At 61.5% G+C, this 17,541-nt stretch carries 11 protein-coding genes and 1 pseudogene; 7 read left to right on the top strand and 5 right to left on the bottom strand.

Annotated features, from left to right (window positions below; translation table 11 throughout):
* The first annotated feature begins 62 nt into the window (after positions 1-62).
* Positions 63-914: a CAP domain-containing protein gene (locus BLW22_RS12275; RefSeq protein WP_065927834.1), complete on the top strand. Its 852-nt coding sequence runs from the start codon at positions 63-65 to the stop codon at positions 912-914.
* A gap of 170 nt (positions 915-1,084) precedes the next feature.
* Complete coding sequence (locus tag BLW22_RS12270; protein ID WP_065948631.1) at positions 1,085-3,268, top strand: GAF domain-containing protein; 2,184 nt, start codon at positions 1,085-1,087, stop codon at positions 3,266-3,268.
* A gap of 8 nt (positions 3,269-3,276) precedes the next feature.
* On the opposite strand, the pseudogene BLW22_RS12265 reads toward BLW22_RS12270, so the two are convergent.
* The 4 genes and pseudogenes from BLW22_RS12265 to BLW22_RS12250 all read right to left on the bottom strand — a co-directional run bounded on the left by BLW22_RS12265 (position 3,277) and on the right by BLW22_RS12250 (position 12,158).
* Positions 3,277-4,442: pseudogene (locus BLW22_RS12265) on the bottom strand (GGDEF domain-containing protein).
* Positions 4,443-4,493: 51 nt separating this feature from the next.
* Positions 4,494-6,731 carry a 1,4-alpha-glucan branching protein GlgB gene (gene glgB, locus BLW22_RS12260; protein WP_065927837.1) on the bottom strand — a complete coding sequence of 746 codons (2,238 nt, stop codon included), beginning with the start codon at positions 6,729-6,731 and terminating at the stop codon, positions 4,494-4,496.
* On the bottom strand, positions 6,728-10,075 hold the full coding sequence (gene treS, locus BLW22_RS12255) for a maltose alpha-D-glucosyltransferase (protein WP_065948634.1): 3,348 nt from the start codon (positions 10,073-10,075) through the stop codon (positions 6,728-6,730). The genes glgB and treS overlap by 4 nt, the downstream gene beginning before the upstream one ends.
* A 94-nt stretch (positions 10,076-10,169) precedes the next feature.
* Complete coding sequence (locus BLW22_RS12250) at positions 10,170-12,158, bottom strand: alpha-1,4-glucan--maltose-1-phosphate maltosyltransferase (protein WP_065948635.1); 1,989 nt, start codon at positions 12,156-12,158, stop codon at positions 10,170-10,172.
* Between the two features lie 204 nt (positions 12,159-12,362).
* Here BLW22_RS12250 and BLW22_RS34985 point away from each other — a divergent pair, with 204 nt between their 5' ends.
* On the top strand, positions 12,363-12,530 hold the full coding sequence (locus tag BLW22_RS34985) for a hypothetical protein (protein WP_162844262.1): 168 nt from the start codon (positions 12,363-12,365) through the stop codon (positions 12,528-12,530).
* A gap of 182 nt (positions 12,531-12,712) precedes the next feature.
* A complete protein-coding gene (locus BLW22_RS12245) occupies positions 12,713-13,321 on the top strand; it encodes a hypothetical protein (RefSeq protein WP_065927840.1) in 609 nt (202 codons plus the stop codon).
* Between the two features lies 1 nt (position 13,322).
* On the opposite strand, the gene BLW22_RS12240 is transcribed toward BLW22_RS12245, so the two are convergent.
* Positions 13,323-13,820: an MgtC/SapB family protein gene (locus tag BLW22_RS12240; protein ID WP_065927841.1), complete on the bottom strand. Its 498-nt coding sequence runs from the start codon at positions 13,818-13,820 to the stop codon at positions 13,323-13,325.
* 118 nt (positions 13,821-13,938) lie between these two features.
* Between BLW22_RS12240 and BLW22_RS12235 the strand changes: the two genes are divergently transcribed.
* The 3 genes from BLW22_RS12235 (at position 13,939) to mapR (ending at position 17,259) form a co-directional block, all read left to right on the top strand.
* The gene (locus BLW22_RS12235) at positions 13,939-14,178 is read left to right on the top strand and encodes a DUF3203 family protein (protein WP_027606388.1); all 240 of its coding nucleotides are present in this window, start codon (positions 13,939-13,941) and stop codon (positions 14,176-14,178) included.
* Between the two features lie 184 nt (positions 14,179-14,362).
* Positions 14,363-15,772 (top strand): cytochrome c oxidase accessory protein CcoG, encoded by a 1,410-nt coding sequence (gene ccoG / locus BLW22_RS12230; RefSeq protein WP_065941279.1) that lies wholly within the window; start codon positions 14,363-14,365, stop codon positions 15,770-15,772.
* 77 nt (positions 15,773-15,849) lie between these two features.
* Complete coding sequence (mapR, locus tag BLW22_RS12225; RefSeq protein ID WP_065927972.1) at positions 15,850-17,259, top strand: GntR family transcriptional regulator MpaR; 1,410 nt, start codon at positions 15,850-15,852, stop codon at positions 17,257-17,259.
* Positions 17,260-17,541 lie beyond the last annotated feature (282 nt).

The raw sequence follows: 17,541 nt of genomic DNA, 5'->3' as shown, positions 1-17,541 counted from the left end.
CGTTGCGCCAGACGGGGTTACATCGCGCATCATGGGCACTTTCAAGCTCAAGGGTAACGTCCATGCGCGTTCTGTCATTGATGATGGGTCTTACGACGCTGGCCGCCAGTACGGTGTTCTGCGCCAGCGCGATGGCGAATGAAGAAAGTCAGTTGGTGCAACAGATCAACGAGTACCGCAGCCAGGTGCAGCGCTGCGGCGACCAGGGTTCCCAGGAACTGCCACCGTTGGCCAACGATACACGGCTGGTGCTGCCGGCCAATAACGTCGGCGACCTGCAGCAGGCCCTGGCCCGTGCCGCGTACCCGATGGTCAATGTGCAGGCGATCAGCCTGTCCGGGCCCAAGGACGCCCAGGCAGCCATGAAAGCCGTGCGCGAGAGTTTCTGCCGGGTGGTGCTGGACCCGCAATTCGTCGACATCGGCGTGAGCAACAGCGGCCAGGACTGGCGCATCGTGCTGGCCCGCCCGTTGCTGTCCAGCGGCCTGGGCGATTGGCAAACCGAAGGCCGCAAGCTGCTCGACCTGATCAATGCCGCCCGCACGCAACCGCGCCAGTGCGGTACCCAGGCGTTTACCGCGACCACGCCATTGTCGTGGAACGAGGCGCTGGCCGGGGCCGCCAACAGCCACACGCGCAACATGGCCAACGGCAATTTCTTCGACCACCTGGACCACGACGGCCGCACGCCTGGCGACCGCGCGGAACTGGCCGGGTATATCGCGAAGAACATCGGCGAAAACATCGCCGCCGGCCTGGACACCCCGCGCAAGGTGGTCGACGGCTGGCTCGCCAGCCCAGGTCATTGCGCCAACCTGATGAACCCGCAGTTTCGCGAATTGGGCTCGGCCTATGCCATGGACCCGAAGAGTGACGCGGGCATCTACTGGACCGCTTTATTCGGCACGCAGTAAGGGTTGGGCAATCGCCCGCCCCCCGGCCTTCGCTCTTTCAAACGAATACAGCATCAAAATGCCATCTAGCGGATAATCGTGCTGAACTGGCAGCGACCAGACAGGTCTGTAGCTTTACGCCACATCCTTGCGGGCGCGTTGAAGATTCCGGAATACAAGGTGTTCTCCCAATGATGAATTGGCTGCAAAGCAGCAGCGACATGGCTGAGCAAGTACGTCAGCATGATTGGGCCAATACGCCCCTAGGACCGCTGGAACAGTGGCCGGACGTGTTAAAGACCACCGTGGCGCTGTGCTTCGCCTCCAGCTTTCCCCAGGCGATTGTCTGGGGCCCGCAGCTGATCACGCTCTACAACGATGCGTTTATCCCGATCCTGGGCAGCAAGCCCTACGCGTTGGGGCGCCCGTTCAACGAAGTGTGGGCCGAGGTGTGGGATGACGTCAGCCCCATCGCCAACGCCGCCTTCGAGGGCCACGCCACCTATATCGAAAACTTTCCCCTGGTGATTGAACGCGGCCCGAGGCGGGAGCAGGCGTACTTCACCTTCTGCTACAGCCCGATCCGCGATCCCCAAGGCAAGGTGGTCGGCATGCTCGACACCGTCACCGAGACCACCGCCACGGTGTTCCTGGCACGCCGCCTGGCGGTGCTGGACGCCATCGGCAACGCGGTGGTCAACGCCGTCGATGCCGAAGCCATCATGACCAGCACCACCCGCTTGCTGGCCGAGCACCTGCAGGTGAGCAATTGCGCCTACGCCGACATGGACGCCGATGAAGACGGCTTTACCATTCGTGACAATTGGACCGCGCCCGGCTCGCCCAGCATCATCGGCCGCTACAGCCTGGCGGCGTTCGGCGAGATGGCCGTCAAATGCCTGCGCGCCGGCGAGCCCCTGGTGATCCACGACAATCTGCGCGAGTTGCCACCCGCAGAGTCCGCCACCTTCCAGGCCCTTGGGGTGACGGCGACGATCTGCATGCCGCTGATCAAGAACGGTCGCCTGACCGCCCTGATGGCCGTCCATGACAAAAACCCACGCGCCTGGTCACCCTACGACCTGGCCCTGTTGCGGGAAGTCACCGAGCGCTCCTGGGCGCATATCGAACGCGTGCGTGCCGATGCCGATGTGCGCAAGGGCCTGGCGGCCTATGCCGAACTGAACACCACTCTCGAACAGCGCGTCGAAGAACGCACCCTGGCGCTGGCCAAGGCCGAAGCCGCGCTGCGCCAGTCGCAGAAACTCGAAGCCATCGGCCAACTCACCGGCGGCGTGGCCCATGACTTCAACAACCTGCTGACCATCATTCGCTCATCGGTGGACTTCCTGCGTCAGCCAGACCTGCCGGAACAGCGTCGCCAGCGCTATATGGGCGCAGTGGCGGATACCGTAGAGCGGGCGAGCAAGTTGACCAGCCAATTGCTCGCCTTTGCCCGCCGCCAACCGCTGAACCCGGAAGTCTTCGACGTGGGCCAGCGCGTACAGAACATCGGCGAGATGCTGGAGAGCGTCACAGGCGCGCGTATTCATGTACGTGTCGAGATGCCTTCGCAGCCGTGTTTTGCGCGGATTGATGCCAGCCAGTTTGAAACCGCACTGATCAACATCGCCCTCAATGCACGGGACGCAATGGAGGGCCAGGGCACCCTGACCCTGAAGGTCCTCGGGGCACAGCCGTTGCCCCACATTCGCGGCGACGCCGGGTCGGGTAAGGCGTATGTCGCCATTTCGCTCGCCGATACCGGCCCCGGCATTCCCGAAGACACCGTCGAACGCATTTTCGAGCCGTTCTTCACCACCAAGGCGGTGGGTAAAGGCACCGGCCTGGGCCTGTCGCAAGTCTTCGGCTTCGCCAAGCAGTCGGAGGGCAATATCGATGTGACCAGCACGCCTGGCCAAGGCAGCGTATTCACCTTGTATCTGCCCCAGGTCGAAGCCGAAGCAGCGCCGCCCCCCTGCGAGGAAACGCTGGCGTCGTCCCACGACACATCACAGTGCCGGGTGCTGATTGTGGAGGACAATCTGGAGATCGGGCGGTTTGCCAGCCAGATTCTTCAAGACCTGGGCTACCAGGCCAGCTGGGTGACCGATGCCGAACAGGCCCTGACCCTTGCGGGGCACGATGGGAGGGCCTTCGATGTGATCTTCTCCGACGTGGTCATGCCCGGTATCACCGGCGTCGCCATGGCCAAGCTGCTGCGCCAGCGTCGAGCGGACCTGCCGGTGATACTGACCTCGGGCTACAGCGAAGAGCTGGCCGATAATGGCTATGACGGCTTCGAGTTCCTGCCCAAGCCTTACTCTGCCGAGCAGGTTTCGCGGGTATTGATCAAGGCCATGCACAAGGATTGAGCAGCGCCCTACTCCGCCACGGCCACTTGGTTGCGGCCCAATGCCTTGGCCCGGTACAGCGCTTTGTCGGCGCTGTTCATCAGGCCGTGCAGGTCCTCGTCCACGGCATGGGTAAACGCCACCCCAAGGCTGGCTGACAGCCCTTGACCGGCTCGGCGGCCAAACCGGCTATAGCCTTGATCAGATCCTCGGCAATATTGCGCGCGGTGTCCAACGACGTATTGGGCAACAACACGGCAAACTCTTCGCCGCCCAAGCGACCATACACATCGGCCTTGCGGAACGACGCACTGATCACCCCGCCAATCTGGCGCAAGACCTGATCGCCGGCCTGGTGCCCATAGGTGTCGTTGATTTGCTTGAAGTGGTCCATGTCCATCATCAGCACGCACAGCGGCTGCTGGTTATGACGGCATTGCGCATACAGCAATTGCGCATGTTCGAAAAACGCCCGGCGGTTCATCAGGCCGGTCAGTTCATCGGTCTGTGCAGCACGGGTCGAGATGTTATGGGCCCGTTCCATTTGCCGGGTCAGGCGAAAGGCTTTCTCCAGTGCATCGGACAACTTGCGCGTGGCACTGGCCACAAACGTGGAAAACACCAGGACCGCGATGCCGATACCCACTTGCATCGATGTCGGCTGGAACAACAGCCACAGGGTGCACGGCAGCAACACCAGACCGATGGACACCAGGGTCATATAGCGATAGGCCGAATAACACGACACGGCACTGACCGACATCCCCACGGTGAACAGCATCACCAGCGCCTGGGACAACCGATCATCGGGGGGCATCAGCGCGAGTGCCCCAGCCCCCCAAATGCTCGCGGACAGTACCAGCGTGACCCAGTAGCGGCGCTCCCAGCGATCCGGGGTGCGTTCGCTGTTGGGGCAGCGGAACCAGTCCAGGAACATCTTGACCCGCAGCAGCGACGACGCGCCCAGCACCACCAGCCACACCACCATGAACGTGTGATCGAAGCGCTCCCAGCACAGCCAGCAGAGCATGGCGGCTGCCATGTAGCTGCCGAAAATGGCTGCAAATGACTGGCGAAACAACTGGTGCAAACGGTCGGTTCGCACCTGTGCCTCTATAAAGCAATCCTGATCCCGCCCATGCCCAAGGCCATTCATGAAATTCGCCTGATTCGACTGCCATGACAAAGGCGCCATTGTGGCACCCTGCCACCAGCGTGGACAACTGAATCCAGCAGGGTAGAGCCTTTAACTCCCGTCAGGCCGCAAAATCAGCACCCCCAACGGCGGCAGGTTCAACGACAGTGACACCGGTTGCCCATGGCGTGGCTCATCCTCGGTGAACACGCCACCGCCATTGCCGTAATTGGAACCCGCGTAGGTATCGGCGTCACTGTTGATCACCTCGCTCCAACGCCCACCGAACGGTACGCCCACCTTGTAGGCCTCACGGGGCACCGGGGTGAAATTGGCCACCACCAGCACCGGCTTGCCGTCCTTGCTCCAGCGTAGCCAGGCGTAGACGCTGTTGATCGCGTCGTCGCCGATCAGCCACTGGAACCCCTGAGGCGCATCATCCTGCTCGTGCAGGGCCGGCTCTTCGCGATACAGGCGGTTCAAGTCACCCACCAGCTTTTGCACGCCTTTGTGCTCGGCGTACTGCAGCAAGTACCAGTCCAGTTGCTGGTCGTGGTTCCACTCCCGCCACTGGCCGAATTCGCAGCCCATGAACAGCAGCTTCTTGCCCGGATGCATCCACATGAACGCCAGGTAGGCGCGCAGGTTGGCAAACTTCTGCCAACGGTCGCCCGGCATCTTGTCGATCAGCGAGTGCTTGCCGTGCACCACTTCATCGTGGGAAATCGGCAGGATGAAGCGCTCGGACCACGCATACACCAGGCCGAAGCTCAGCTCGTTATGGTGATGGGCGCGATAGACCGGATCCTGCTGGATGTAATGCAAAGAATCGTGCATCCAGCCCATGTTCCACTTGTAGTTGAAGCCCAGGCCGCCCTGTTGGGTGGGCTGGCTGACGCCGGGCCAGGCGGTGGACTCTTCGGCGATCACCAGGGCGCCGGGCGCTTCCAGTGCCACCACGTCGTTCAAGTGGCGCAGGAAGTCGATGGCTTCCAGGTTCTCGCGCCCGCCATGGCGGTTGGGCACCCATTCGCCGGCCTTGCGCGAATAGTCGCGGTACAACATTGACGCCACAGCGTCCACGCGCAGCCCGTCAATGTGGAAGTGTTTGAGCCAATGCAGTGCCGAGGCCAGCATGAAGCCGTGGACCTCAGTGCGGCCCAGGTTGTAGATCAGCGTGTCCCAGTCCTGGTGGAAGCCTTCCAGCGGGTTGGCGTATTCATACAACGCAGTGCCGTCGAATTGCGCCAGGCCGTGGGTGTCGGTGGGGAAATGCGCCGGCACCCAGTCGAGGATCACGCCGATATCGGCCTGATGGAGCGCGTTGATGAAATAGGCGAAGTCCTCCGGCGAGCCAAAACGCGCCGTCGGTGCGAACTGTGAAAGCGCCTGGTAACCCCACGAACCGCCGAACGGGTGTTCCATGATCGGCATCAATTCGACGTGGGTGAAGCCCAGTTGCTGCACATACGGCACCAACCGCTCGGCCAGCTCGCGCCAGGTGTATTGGCGCGCTACTTCGCCGGCCTCGTCCAGCTCGCACTGCCAGGAGCCCACATGCAACTCGTAGATCGACAGCGGCGCCGTGGCCTTCTGTCGCTCGACCCGCGCTTGCATCCACTCATGGTCCTGCCAGTCCACCTGCAACGGCGCGGCGACTTTCGAGGCGGTATCGGGTGGCAACTGGGTCGCCAGCGCCATCGGGTCGGCCTTGAGCGGCAGAATCCCGTGGGCGCCGAGGATTTCGTACTTGTAGGCGGCGCCAGGTTGCAGGCGGGGAATGAAGATCTCCCACACGCCCGACGGATGCCGCAGGCGCATCGGGTGGCGGCGGCCGTCCCAGATATTGAAGTCCCCCACCACCGAGACCCGCCGCGCATTCGGCGCCCACACGGCAAAACGCACGCCGTCTACGCCATCGACGCTGGTCACCTGGGCCCCCAGGCAACTGCTGAGGTCACGGTGGTTGCCTTCGGCGAACAGGTACAGGTCCATCTCCCCCAGCAACAGTTGCTGGAAGCTGTAAGGGTCTTCGGTGATCTGCTCGCCACCGGCCCACTGGATTTTCAGCAAGTACGCCTGGCGGGTGTTGAACTGCCCGACGAACAGGCCCGGCACCTGGGTCGCATCCAGGCTGCCGATCTGTTCACCGCCATCGCGGCTCAGCACCTGGACACTCAAGGCCTCCGGCAGGAACGCGCGGATAAATTGGCCGCCCTGCTCGTCATCGTGTGGCCCGAGAATGGAAAACGGGTCGTGGTGCTCGGCGCGCACCAGCGCTTCGACGTCCTTGGACGCCGGCATGGCTGTCAACTTCGGTTGCAGCGGTTCTTTATTCGTAAAGCTCATGACGTCTCCCCACCGCGTGCAGTGTTCGATTTAGATGTAATCCCGCTCAACAACCCGTGCAAGCCCCGCAGGGGCACCGGCAACCAGGTCGGGCGGTTTTCCGCTTCGTACGCTACCTCATACGCGGCCTTCTCCAGGCTGAACAACGTCAGCGCGGCGTCCTGGCCCTTGGCATCCTGCCAGTCATGCGCCAGTGTAGACGCAGCGGCCTGATAAGCCTGGATAAATGCCTGGCGGGCCTCTTTCAGGTAGCGATCGGTCACGCGCCTGCGCGCCTGGTCCGCTGCGGGCGAGTGATCCACCCCTTGTACGTTCAAGGCCATGGCCGCCGCGTAGTCAAAGGAGCGCAACACGCCGCTCACATCTTTATACGGGCTGTGCTTGCCGCGCCGTTCATGCAGCGGCCGCGCCGGTTCGCCTTCAAAGTCGATCAGGTAGGCATCGCCCTTCACCACCAGCACCTGGCCCAGGTGCAAGTCACCATGAACCCGAATGCGCAGCCCGCCCAAGGTGGCTTTCGCCAGCGCCTGGACATGCGCGCCGATGGCTTTTTTCTGCGCCAGCAATTCACTGACCAGCGCCTGATCGGCAGGGTTCAATTGGCTTTGATGCAGCTTGAGCAATTGCAATGCACGGTCGATCTGCGCCCCAACGTCCTTGGCCCAGGCTTGGGTATCCTTGGCGCTGGTCGGTTCGGGCTTGAAGTCCTTATTGGTCGTGTTGGCACCCAGTACCCCGTGCATTTCACCCAGGCGCTGGCCGAGCAGCCCGGCGAAGTCCGCCAGCTCGCCCAATGCGTTGTAATGCTGTTCCTGTTCGGAGATGGCCTCGGCCAGTTCATCGCGGATGGCACGTTCCAGGTTGTTCTGGGTCCAGCTCCATGCGTCACCCTGGTTGCTCAAGTAGCCCTGGGCGATCATCAGCAGGTTGTCCTCGCCTGCGCCATCATGGCGAATCACCGAACCCATCAGCGGCGAGATATTCGGGTAACCCGCCTGCGTCAGGTACGCGCTCATTTCCAGCTCCGGGTGCACCCCGGCGCTGACTTTGCGGATCAGCTTGAGCACCAGGCTCTCGCCCACCACCACCGAGCTGTTGGACTGCTCGGCAGACAAGTAACGTACCGGCGACTCGTCCGTCAGTTGCAGCGTGTCCAAGTGTGGCGTGGCTTCAAAACGCAGGTCGCCGTCGCTGCCGTTTAACACGGTACCGGCCTGCAGGCCTTGGATCACCGCGCGGATAAAGTGCTCCAGGCTGAAGGCGTCCGTCACCAGGCCGACCTGACGCACCCGCCGTACCCGGGCCAGGGCCAACTGTTGCGGCAAGGCGCTGGTGAACTGGTCTTCGCCAAGAAAACCGAACGGCAGCTGATAACGGCTGACCTGGCCACCGGCGGTCACCTCAAGCTCGCTGAGCAAGACCGGGTGCTGGGGGTCGCCAAAGCGCACACCGTAGGCGATGCGCACGCTGTCGATGGCGGTGTCCTTGCCGGCAAACCAACGGCGCTTGGGCAGCCAGGCGGGCAGCGAGGTCTGTTCGAGGGCGGTGCGACACGGTTCGTCGAGCAGCTCTTCCATGCGTTTTTTCAATACCAGGGTGGTGAAGTCCGGCATGCTTTGCGCCGGCTCCACGTGCCAGCTGGGCATCTGGTTTTCCGCCGCCAGCACGAACCAATAGAAGCCATACGGCGCCAGGGTCAGCAGGAAATTCAGTTGGCCGATGGGCGGGAACGCATTGCCGCCGAGCATCTCCACCGGAACCATGCCAGCAAAGGCCGACAGGTCCAGCTCGGCCGCCTGGGCGCTGCGCGAGACGTTGGCCACACACAGGATGATTTCGTTGCGCCCGTCTTCGCCGGTGAATTCGCGGGTATACGCCAGGATGCGGCGATTGCTTGGCGAGAGCATTTTCAGGCTGCCGCGCCCAAACGCCTTGGACTGCTTGCGCACCGCCAGCATGCGGCGGGTCCAGTTCAACAGTGAGTGCGGGTCCTGGGCCTGGGTTTCGACGTTGACCGACAGATAGCCGTATTGCGGATCCATGATCGGTGGCAGCACCAGGCTGGCCGGGTCGGCGCGGGAGAAACCGCCGTTGCGGTCAATGGACCATTGCATCGGCGTGCGCACGCCATCGCGGTCGCCGAGGTAGATATTGTCGCCCATGCCGATTTCGTCGCCGTAATACAGGGTCGGCGTGCCGGGCATCGACAGCAGCAGGCTGTTGAGCAACTCCACACGGCGGCGGTCGCGCTCCATCAAGGGCGCCAGGCGCCGGCGAATGCCCAGGTTGATGCGTGCGCGGCGGTCAGCAGCGTAGTAGTTCCACAGGTAGTCGCGCTCTTTATCGGTGACCATTTCCAGGGTCAGTTCATCGTGGTTGCGCAGAAAGATCGCCCATTGGCAGTTGGCGGGGATCTCCGGGGTCTGGCGCAGGATATCGGTGATCGGGAAGCGATCCTCCTGGGCCAGCGCCATGTACATGCGCGGCATCAGCGGGAAGTGGAACGCCATGTGGCATTCATCACCGTCATCGCCCTTGCGGTCGCCGAAATACAGCTGCGTGTCTTCCGGCCACTGGTTGGCCTCGGCGAGCAGCATGCGGTCGGGGTAATGGGCGTCGATCTCGGCGCGGATCTGCTTGAGGACGTCGTGGGTTTCCGGCAGGTTTTCGTTGTTGGTGCCATCGCGCTCGATCAGGTAAGGGATGGCGTCCAGGCGCAGGCCGTCGATGCCCATGTCCAGCCAGTAGCGCATCACCGACAGCACGGCTTTCATCACCTGCGGGTTGTCGAAATTGAGGTCCGGCTGGTGGGAATAAAAACGGTGCCAGAAGTACTGGCCGGCGACCGGGTCCCAGGTCCAGTTGGACTTTTCGGTGTCGAGGAAAATGATGCGGGTGCCGTCGTATTTCTGGTCGTCATCGGACCACACGTAGAAGTCCCGCGCCGCCGAGCCCGGCTTGGCCTTGCGCGCCCTCTGGAACCACGGGTGCTGATCGGAGGTATGGTTGATCACCAGTTCAGTGATGACCCGCAACCCGCGTTTGTGGGCTTCGGCGATAAAGCGCCGGGCATCGGCCATGGTTCCGTAGTCGCTGTGCACGCCCCGGTATTCGGCAATGTCATAGCCGTCATCGCGGCGTGGCGAGGGGTAGAACGGCAGCAGCCAGATGGTGTTGACACCCAGGTCGGCGATGTAGTCGAGCTTGGCGATCAGGCCGGGAAAATCACCGATGCCGTCGTTGTTGGAGTCGAAATAGGATTTGACGTGAACCTGGTAGATCACCGCGTCCTTGTACCAGAGCGGGTCTTTGATGAAGGTGGCAGCCTTGGGTTTCTTCGCCATTGGAAACTCCTGAAATACTCGAAAAATCGTGCAGACTGAACCGGGTCAATGTGGGAGGGGCTTGCCCCCTCCCACATGTTGCTCTTCACCAGGCTCAGGAGGTGCTGATGCGCCAGATCCCGAACGGCATCTGCGGCTCCAGCCGCGTCCACTGGGTCTTGCCATACCAGGTCCAGCGGTGGCCGTTCATCAGGTCTTCGCCCTGGGTCTGCGCATCGTCCGGCAGGCCCAATTCCCACAACGGCAACTCAAAGTGGGCCTCCTGGGCATTGAACGGATCGAGGTTGACGGCTACGAGGATGAAGTTGCTGCCGTCCTCGCTGCGCTTGCCGAAGTACAGGATATTGTCGTTCCAGGCGTTGTAGAGCTTCAGGCCCAGGTGGGTCTGCAAGGCCGGGTTTTGGCGGCGGATGCGGTTGAGCTGGGCGATCTCGGCGATGATATTGCCGGGTGCGGTGAAGTCCCGAGGGCGAATCTCGTATTTCTCCGAGTCCAGGTATTCCTCTTTGCCCGGCACCGGTGCCGCTTCACATAGCTCAAAGCCCGAATACATGCCCCACAGGCCCGAGCCCATGGTGGCCAGCGCGGCGCGGATCAAAAAGCCCGGGCGCCCGGATTCATGCAGGAACCCTGGGTTGATATCCGGTGTATTGACGAAAAAATTCGGCCGGTAGCATTCGCGCCACGGCGACTCGTTCAATTGCGCCAGGTATTCGGCCAGTTCGGCCTTGGTGTTGCGCCAGGTGAAGTAGGTGTAGCTCTGGGAGTAACCGACCTTGCCCAGGCGCGCCATCATCGCCGGGGTGGTGAAGGCTTCGGCGAGGAAGATCACCTCGGGATGCTTTGCCCGTACATCGGCGATCAGCCACTGCCAAAAGGGCAGCGGCTTGGTGTGGGGGTTGTCGACGCGAAAGGTCTTCACGCCCTCTTCCACCCAGCCCACCACGATGTCGCGCAGTTCAGTCCACAGGCCTGGGATCGCATCCGCGGCATAGAAGTCGACGTTGACGATGTCCTGGTACTTCTTTGGCGGGTTCTCGGCATATTTGATCGTGCCGTCCGGGCGCCAGTTGAACCAGCCCGGGTGCTCTTTGAGCCACGGGTGGTCCTGGGAGCACTGGATGGCGAAATCCAGGGCGATCTCCAGGCCATGCTCGGCGGCGGCCTTGACCAGGCGACGGAAGTCTTCGCGGCTGCCCAACTGCGGGTGGATGGCCTCGTGGCCGCCGTCCTCGCTGCCGATGGCATAGGGGCTGCCCGGATCATCGGGGCCTGCGGTCAGGGAATTGTTCTTGCCTTTGCGGTGGCTGCGCCCGATCGGGTGGATCGGCGGGAAGTACAGCACGTCGAACCCCATGTCATGGATCATCGACAGGCGCGAGTGCACGTCGTTGAACGTACCGTGGCGGGCCGGATCGTCGGTGATCGAACGGGGAAACAGCTCGTACCAACTGGCAAATTGCGCCGCCTCGCGCTCCACATCAATCGGGTAGACGGTGCTGATGCTCAAGTAGGCGCGGTGGTCGGCCTGGGTCATCAGGTGTGCACTGTCTTCGTGCAAAAACAGCGCGACCTGCTCGGTTTCCAGCAAACCGGAGAGTTCGTGGTGCAACAGCATCAGGCGGTCACGCAGTTCGTTGTCGCTGCGTTCGGCGGCCTGCAGCACCAGGCTGCGGCCTTCCTGCAACTCCAGGCTGACCGGCACCCCGGCTTCATGTTTTTTGCGCAGTTCATAGCAGAAGCTGGCGTAGGTATCGATCCAGGCCTCGATGCAGTATTCGTGAGGGCCCTGGACGGTGACGGTAAACGCCCCTTCCCAGCCATTGTTGCCCACGTCGTTCATGACCACGCTGTGCCAGCTTTCGTCATGCAGCGGGCGCCAACGGATCAATACGGCCAGCTTGTCGTGGCCATCGGCGAATACCTTGCTGGTGACGTTGACCCGCTGGCCCACCACGGCCTTGACGGCAAATTCGCCGCCGTCGATCACGGGTGAAGTGCTTTCGATCGCGATCCTGGGCAGCAACAGCGCCTGGGACAGCGGCAATATGGAGTCTTCTGGAGCCAGTGTTTCAGCAGTCATCGAGCATCTTCCCCTTACGCCCTGTGGACGCTCTTTGCTTGATCCGAATTCCGATACGGCAGCGCTCTCCCTGAGCAGGGCCGCTATAGGTCCGAGCCTGGGCCAAGGTTAAAAGTTCAGCTGGATGTTCCGCCATTGGGCGGGGAATCAATTGGCCCCGGTGGATGTCCACCACTGGAGCAAAGCACAAAGGAGGCCACACCGATGAATATCCCTATCCCGGCTGAAACCCCGGACCCGAATATCGACAACCCGACCTTGCCCCCCACGGAGCCGGAGCCGATTCCCGAGAAGGAACCGCCGGAAACCCAACCGCCAGCGGTGGAAGAACCACCAACGACAATGCCACCGGTGATTGTAAGAACCAGCTGACGGCGACGGGAGGCTCGCTCGAAAACAAGATATCGCCCTTCGAGCGGACCTCATGAAAAACCGAAATTTCCTTCGCTATTAAGAAAATATTGCTTAAGCCCAGCTTTATATACTGACCTCGCGAAATGCTCCCCCCACCCTTTGGGATAAGGCGTTTCAGTCCATTCTTCGTGAGGTTATATATGTCGACCATCCCTCCTCAGCTGACCCCGAACTACGTACCGTCCACCCCCGTCACTCCGGCGCACACCGATGCAACGCCTCTGGCTGAGCTGAACTCGCTGTTATCCCAGCACAACATCCACTGCATTCTGCACGCCCCGAACTCCTTTCATTCCCGCACACAGCTTGACAAAGTCCGCAGACTGTTAACTGAAGACAACATCCGGTTGATGTTGCACGGTGAGAATGCTGAAGCGAACGCCAAAACCCTCGAAGCGCTCGGTAAACAGTTAAATCCGGACATGATCAGCACCAACCTGGAATCCGCCAGGCGTGATGCGGAAGAAACCCTGATCAAGGAGCTCAGGTTGAAAGGGCTTGAAAACTTGATGAAAGCATATTCTGGCAGTGACACCGCAGATCTGCTGAACGCTTATCATAAGTCGAAAGACGATGTGGAGACCCTTGGCAAGAACCATTCAGCAATGGGACGTATGGCTGGGTTCTTGACTGGGTTTGGTAGTCTGTTGAACATGCACAGGCTCGACTCTTTACGCACAGAACGAGTGCCCGCCGAACGCCAACACGGTCCTGAAACCTACAGCGTCAACATGAAGGTCCCTTATTAAGTCAGGTCTCCTTGTCCAACAGCTTGACGATCCTTGGCATCACGCTGAACACCGCCAGGGCCAGCAAGGTACTCAACACCGCCGTCGACTCGCGGCCCATTCCCGCCGCCACCCCAATGGCGGCGGTCATCCATAACCCGGCAGCGGTGGTCAGGCCTTTGACGTGCTGGCCCTCTTCATCTTCCTTGCCCTTGAGGATAGTCCCTGCGCCGAGGAAACCAATCCCCGCGATCACCCCCTGGACCACACGACTCATGGCATCCGCCTGGTTGCCAGACATCTGCGGTACCAGCACAAACAATGCGGCGCCCATTGCCACCAGCATATGGGTGCGCACACCGGCAGCCTTGCCCTTGTGCTCGCGCTCAAACCCGAGGATGCCGCCCAACAGCGCTGCGATCAGCAGGCGAACAGTGATTTGAGTGAGCTGTTTCGCGTCGCCAAGGTCGGCGAATTCGGCCTGCAGGGTTTGCCACACTTCGTGCCACCAGGCGTCCATGGATGCTGTCCTTTATTTATGGATAAAGGATGGACAGCGGCGACCGCCAGTCAGTTGCCTTGAACCCACACACCTTGCTGCCCCCTAACCTTCATACCCCATGAAAAAGGAGACCGGCATGCCCCTGCGTATCGAAAACCAACTGTGCTACTTCATGCTCGATGACAATGGCCAGGAACAGAGCGTGCCGGCGACCCGCGTCCATATCGTTACCGACACCGACAAATCCATGTCGTACGTGGAACTGGCCGCCGAGCGGATCTATATCACCGAAGCCGAGGCCGACGCCCTGACGGTGGCAGGTGCCCATGATGGGCGCCAACATGTAAAGGCTGAAGAACCTGGTTCGCTGATTTAATTGATCTGTATCAGCACGCGCCAGATCTAGCTGCACCTCCAGCGCCATGGGGTGCAGCACATTGACGCAGGCCCATGGCCAAAGCCCATCTGATCCGCTTTTTATCGCCATACCTGAGCCTGTTATGCAAACAGACCGGCGCGCATAGTTCATCGGCCTGATGGAGGCTGATGAGCGAACGACCATGAGCGAACGAATCCCAACCGTGGAAACCTTTGAGCCGATCCACCCAAAGAAGGTGAAGGCCAAATCCAGCGACAACCTGATCCATACCCGCAGTTTCACCGGCCTGTTCCGCACCTTGCGCGTGGCTGGCGCGGGCTTTCTGTTCCTGGCGTTCTTCGGCACGGTGTGGCTGAACTGGGGTGGGCGGCAAGCCGTGCTGTGGGATTTGGCCGAGAGTAAATTCCATATTTTCGGCGCCACCTTCTGGCCCCAGGACTTCATCCTGTTATCGGCTTTGCTGATCATCTGTGCCTTCGGCCTGTTTGCGATTACGGTGTTCGCCGGTCGCGTGTGGTGTGGCTACACCTGCCCGCAAAGCTCGTTTACCTGGCTGTTCATGTGGTGCGAAAAGGTCACCGAGGGCGAGCGCAACCAGCGTATCAAGCTGCAAGCGGCGCCCTGGAGCCTGAACAAACTCGCGCGACGCTCGGCCAAACACACGTTGTGGCTGGGCATCAGCGTGCTCACCGGGCTGACCTTTGTCGGCTACTTCACGCCAATCCGCCCCCTGGCCGCCGAACTGCTGACCTGGCAAATGGGGGGCGTGAGTCTCTTCTGGGTGCTGTTTTTTACCGCCGCCACCTACATCAACGCCGGCTGGCTGCGTGAAGCGGTGTGCATGCATATGTGTCCGTATGCGCGGTTCCAGAGCGTGATGTTCGATAAAGACACCCTGACCATTTCCTACGATAGCGCCCGTGGCGAGCATCGCGGCCCGCGTAAACGCGAGGTCACGCCGGCCGCTGTCGGCCTGGGTGACTGTATTGACTGCCAGCTGTGCGTGCAGGTCTGCCCCACCGGCATCGACATCCGCGACGGCCTGCAAATGGAGTGCATCGGCTGCGCGGCGTGCATCGACGCCTGCGATTCGATCATGGACAAGATGGGCTATGCGCGGGGCTTGGTGAGCTACACCTCCGAGCATCAACTCCAAGGCGGCAAGACCCACCTGCTCAGGCCGCGCCTGATCGGCTACAGTGCGGTGCTGCTGGTGATGATTGCGGCGTTGGTGGTGGCATTGGTGGAGCGGCCAATGGTGTCGCTGGACGTGACCAAGGACCGTGGCATGTTCCGCGAGAACGCCCAGGGCCAGATCGAAAACATCTACAGCCTCAAGGTCATCAACAAGACACAGCAGCGCCAGGAATACCGGGTGGAGCTGCTGGATGCAGAGGGTTTCCAACTGCAAGGCAAGACCGAGATCAGCCTGGCACCGGGGGAAATCGTCGATGTGCCGGTTTCGGTGGCATTGCTGGCCGACAAGCCGGCGAGCAGTTCGCAGACAGTGCGCTTCAAGGTTTCGGATGTGGACGAGCCGTGGATCTACAGCGCCGCCGACAGTCGCTTTGTGGCACCGCTCAACCGCTGAGACCTCGCTATCGAAAATGATGCAGATCAAATGTGGGAGGGGGCTGGACTCATATTACCTATTTGTTTAAGGCCAACATGAAACGCTACGAAAAATTCGCCGATGACATCGCAGAACTGATCCGCTCCGGCGTGCTCGGCCCCGGCCAGCGTGTGCCGTCGGTACGCTATGCCAGCCAGACCTATGGCGTCAGCCCGTCCACGGTGTTCCAGGCCTACTACCTGTTGGAGCGTCGCGGGCTGATCCGGGCACGGCCGCGCTCCGGCTATTTCGTCAACACCCATGCACCCAGCCCGTTCTCCGAACCGGTGGTGAGCGAGCAGGTGCATGAGTCCACCGAAGTCGATGTCAGCGAACTGGTGTTCTCGGTACTCGATTCGATCAAAGACCCCAACACCGTGCCCTTCGGCTCGGCCTTCCCCAGCCCCATGCTGTTCCCGCTGCCGCGCCTGGCCCGCTCCCTGGCCAGCGCCAGCCGCGAGATGGACCCGCGTCTGGTGGTCACCGACATGTCGCCGGGCAACCCGCAACTGCGTCGGCAGATTGCCCTGCGCTATATGGTCGGCGGCCTGATGCTGCCCATGGAGGAGCTGCTGATCACCAACGGCGCCCTGGAAGCGTTGAACCTGTGCCTGCAAGCGGTCACCGAACCGGGCGACCTGGTGGCCATCGAGGCCCCGGCGTTCTACGCCTGCCTGCAAGTGCTGGAACGCCTGAAGCTCAAGGCGGTGGAAATCCCCGTGCACCCGCGCGACGGCATCGACCTCAACGCCCTGGCGCAAACCCTGGAGCGCTACCCGATCAAGGCCTGCTGGACCATGACCAGTTTCCAGAATCCCATGGGCGCCACATTGCCGGAAGCAAAGAAGCAGGCGCTGGTGGAACTGCTGCGTAGCCACCAAGTGCCGTTGATCGAGGACGACGTGTACGCCGAGCTGTACTACGGGCAGCAGGCACCCAAGCCGGCCAAGGCCTTCGACAACGAAGGCCTGGTGATGCACTGCGGCTCCTTCGCCAAGAGTCTGGCGCCGGGCTATCGCGTCGGCTGGGTGGCGGCCGGGCGCTATGCGCAGAAGGTCGAGCGCTTGAAGCTGATGACCTCGCTGTGCCCTTCGATGCCGGCGCAAGCGGCGATTGCCGACTACCTGCAACACGGCGGCTATGACCGCCACTTACGTAAACTGCGCTATGCCCTGGAAGAACAGCAAAGCGCCATGCTGGCGGCTATCGCCCGCTACTTCCCGGCGCAGACACGGGTGAGCCAGCCGGCCGGCGGGTATTTCCTGTGGCTGGAATTGCCGGAGCAGACCGATTCGTTGAAGTTGTTCCAGATGGCGCTGGCGCAAGGCATCAGCATTGCGCCGGGGCCGATCTTTTCTGCGACCCAGCGCTTTCGCAACTGTATTCGCCTGAACTACGGCAGCCCGTGGACCGAGGTCTCGGAGAAGGCGATGGAGACGTTGGGGCGGATTGTGCGGTCGTTTTGAGGGATGGCGTTGCGCTTTCTGACGCCATCGGGGGCAAGCCCCCGATGGCCATGGGTATCTACACAACTTCCAGTGAATACGGAATCTATGGCAATTAGGCTTCTGTGGTGAGCGGGCTTGTCGAATCGTCGCACCGCCCGCGCTGGGCTGCGAAGCGGCCCCAATAAGGTCAACGCAGAGTGCCAGAATCAATCGAGGTGAAGGTTTTGGGGCTGCTTCGCAGCCCAGCGCGGGGCAAGCCCGCTCACCACAGAGTTATGTGTCAGCCTTTAAGAGTTGTGT

This window comes from Pseudomonas marginalis, from assembly GCF_900105325.1.
GTDB classification, from domain to species: domain Bacteria; phylum Pseudomonadota; class Gammaproteobacteria; order Pseudomonadales; family Pseudomonadaceae; genus Aquipseudomonas; species Aquipseudomonas marginalis.
The sequence above is the reverse complement of the archived record's forward strand: the minus strand, read 5'-3'. Positions and strand labels throughout refer to the sequence as shown.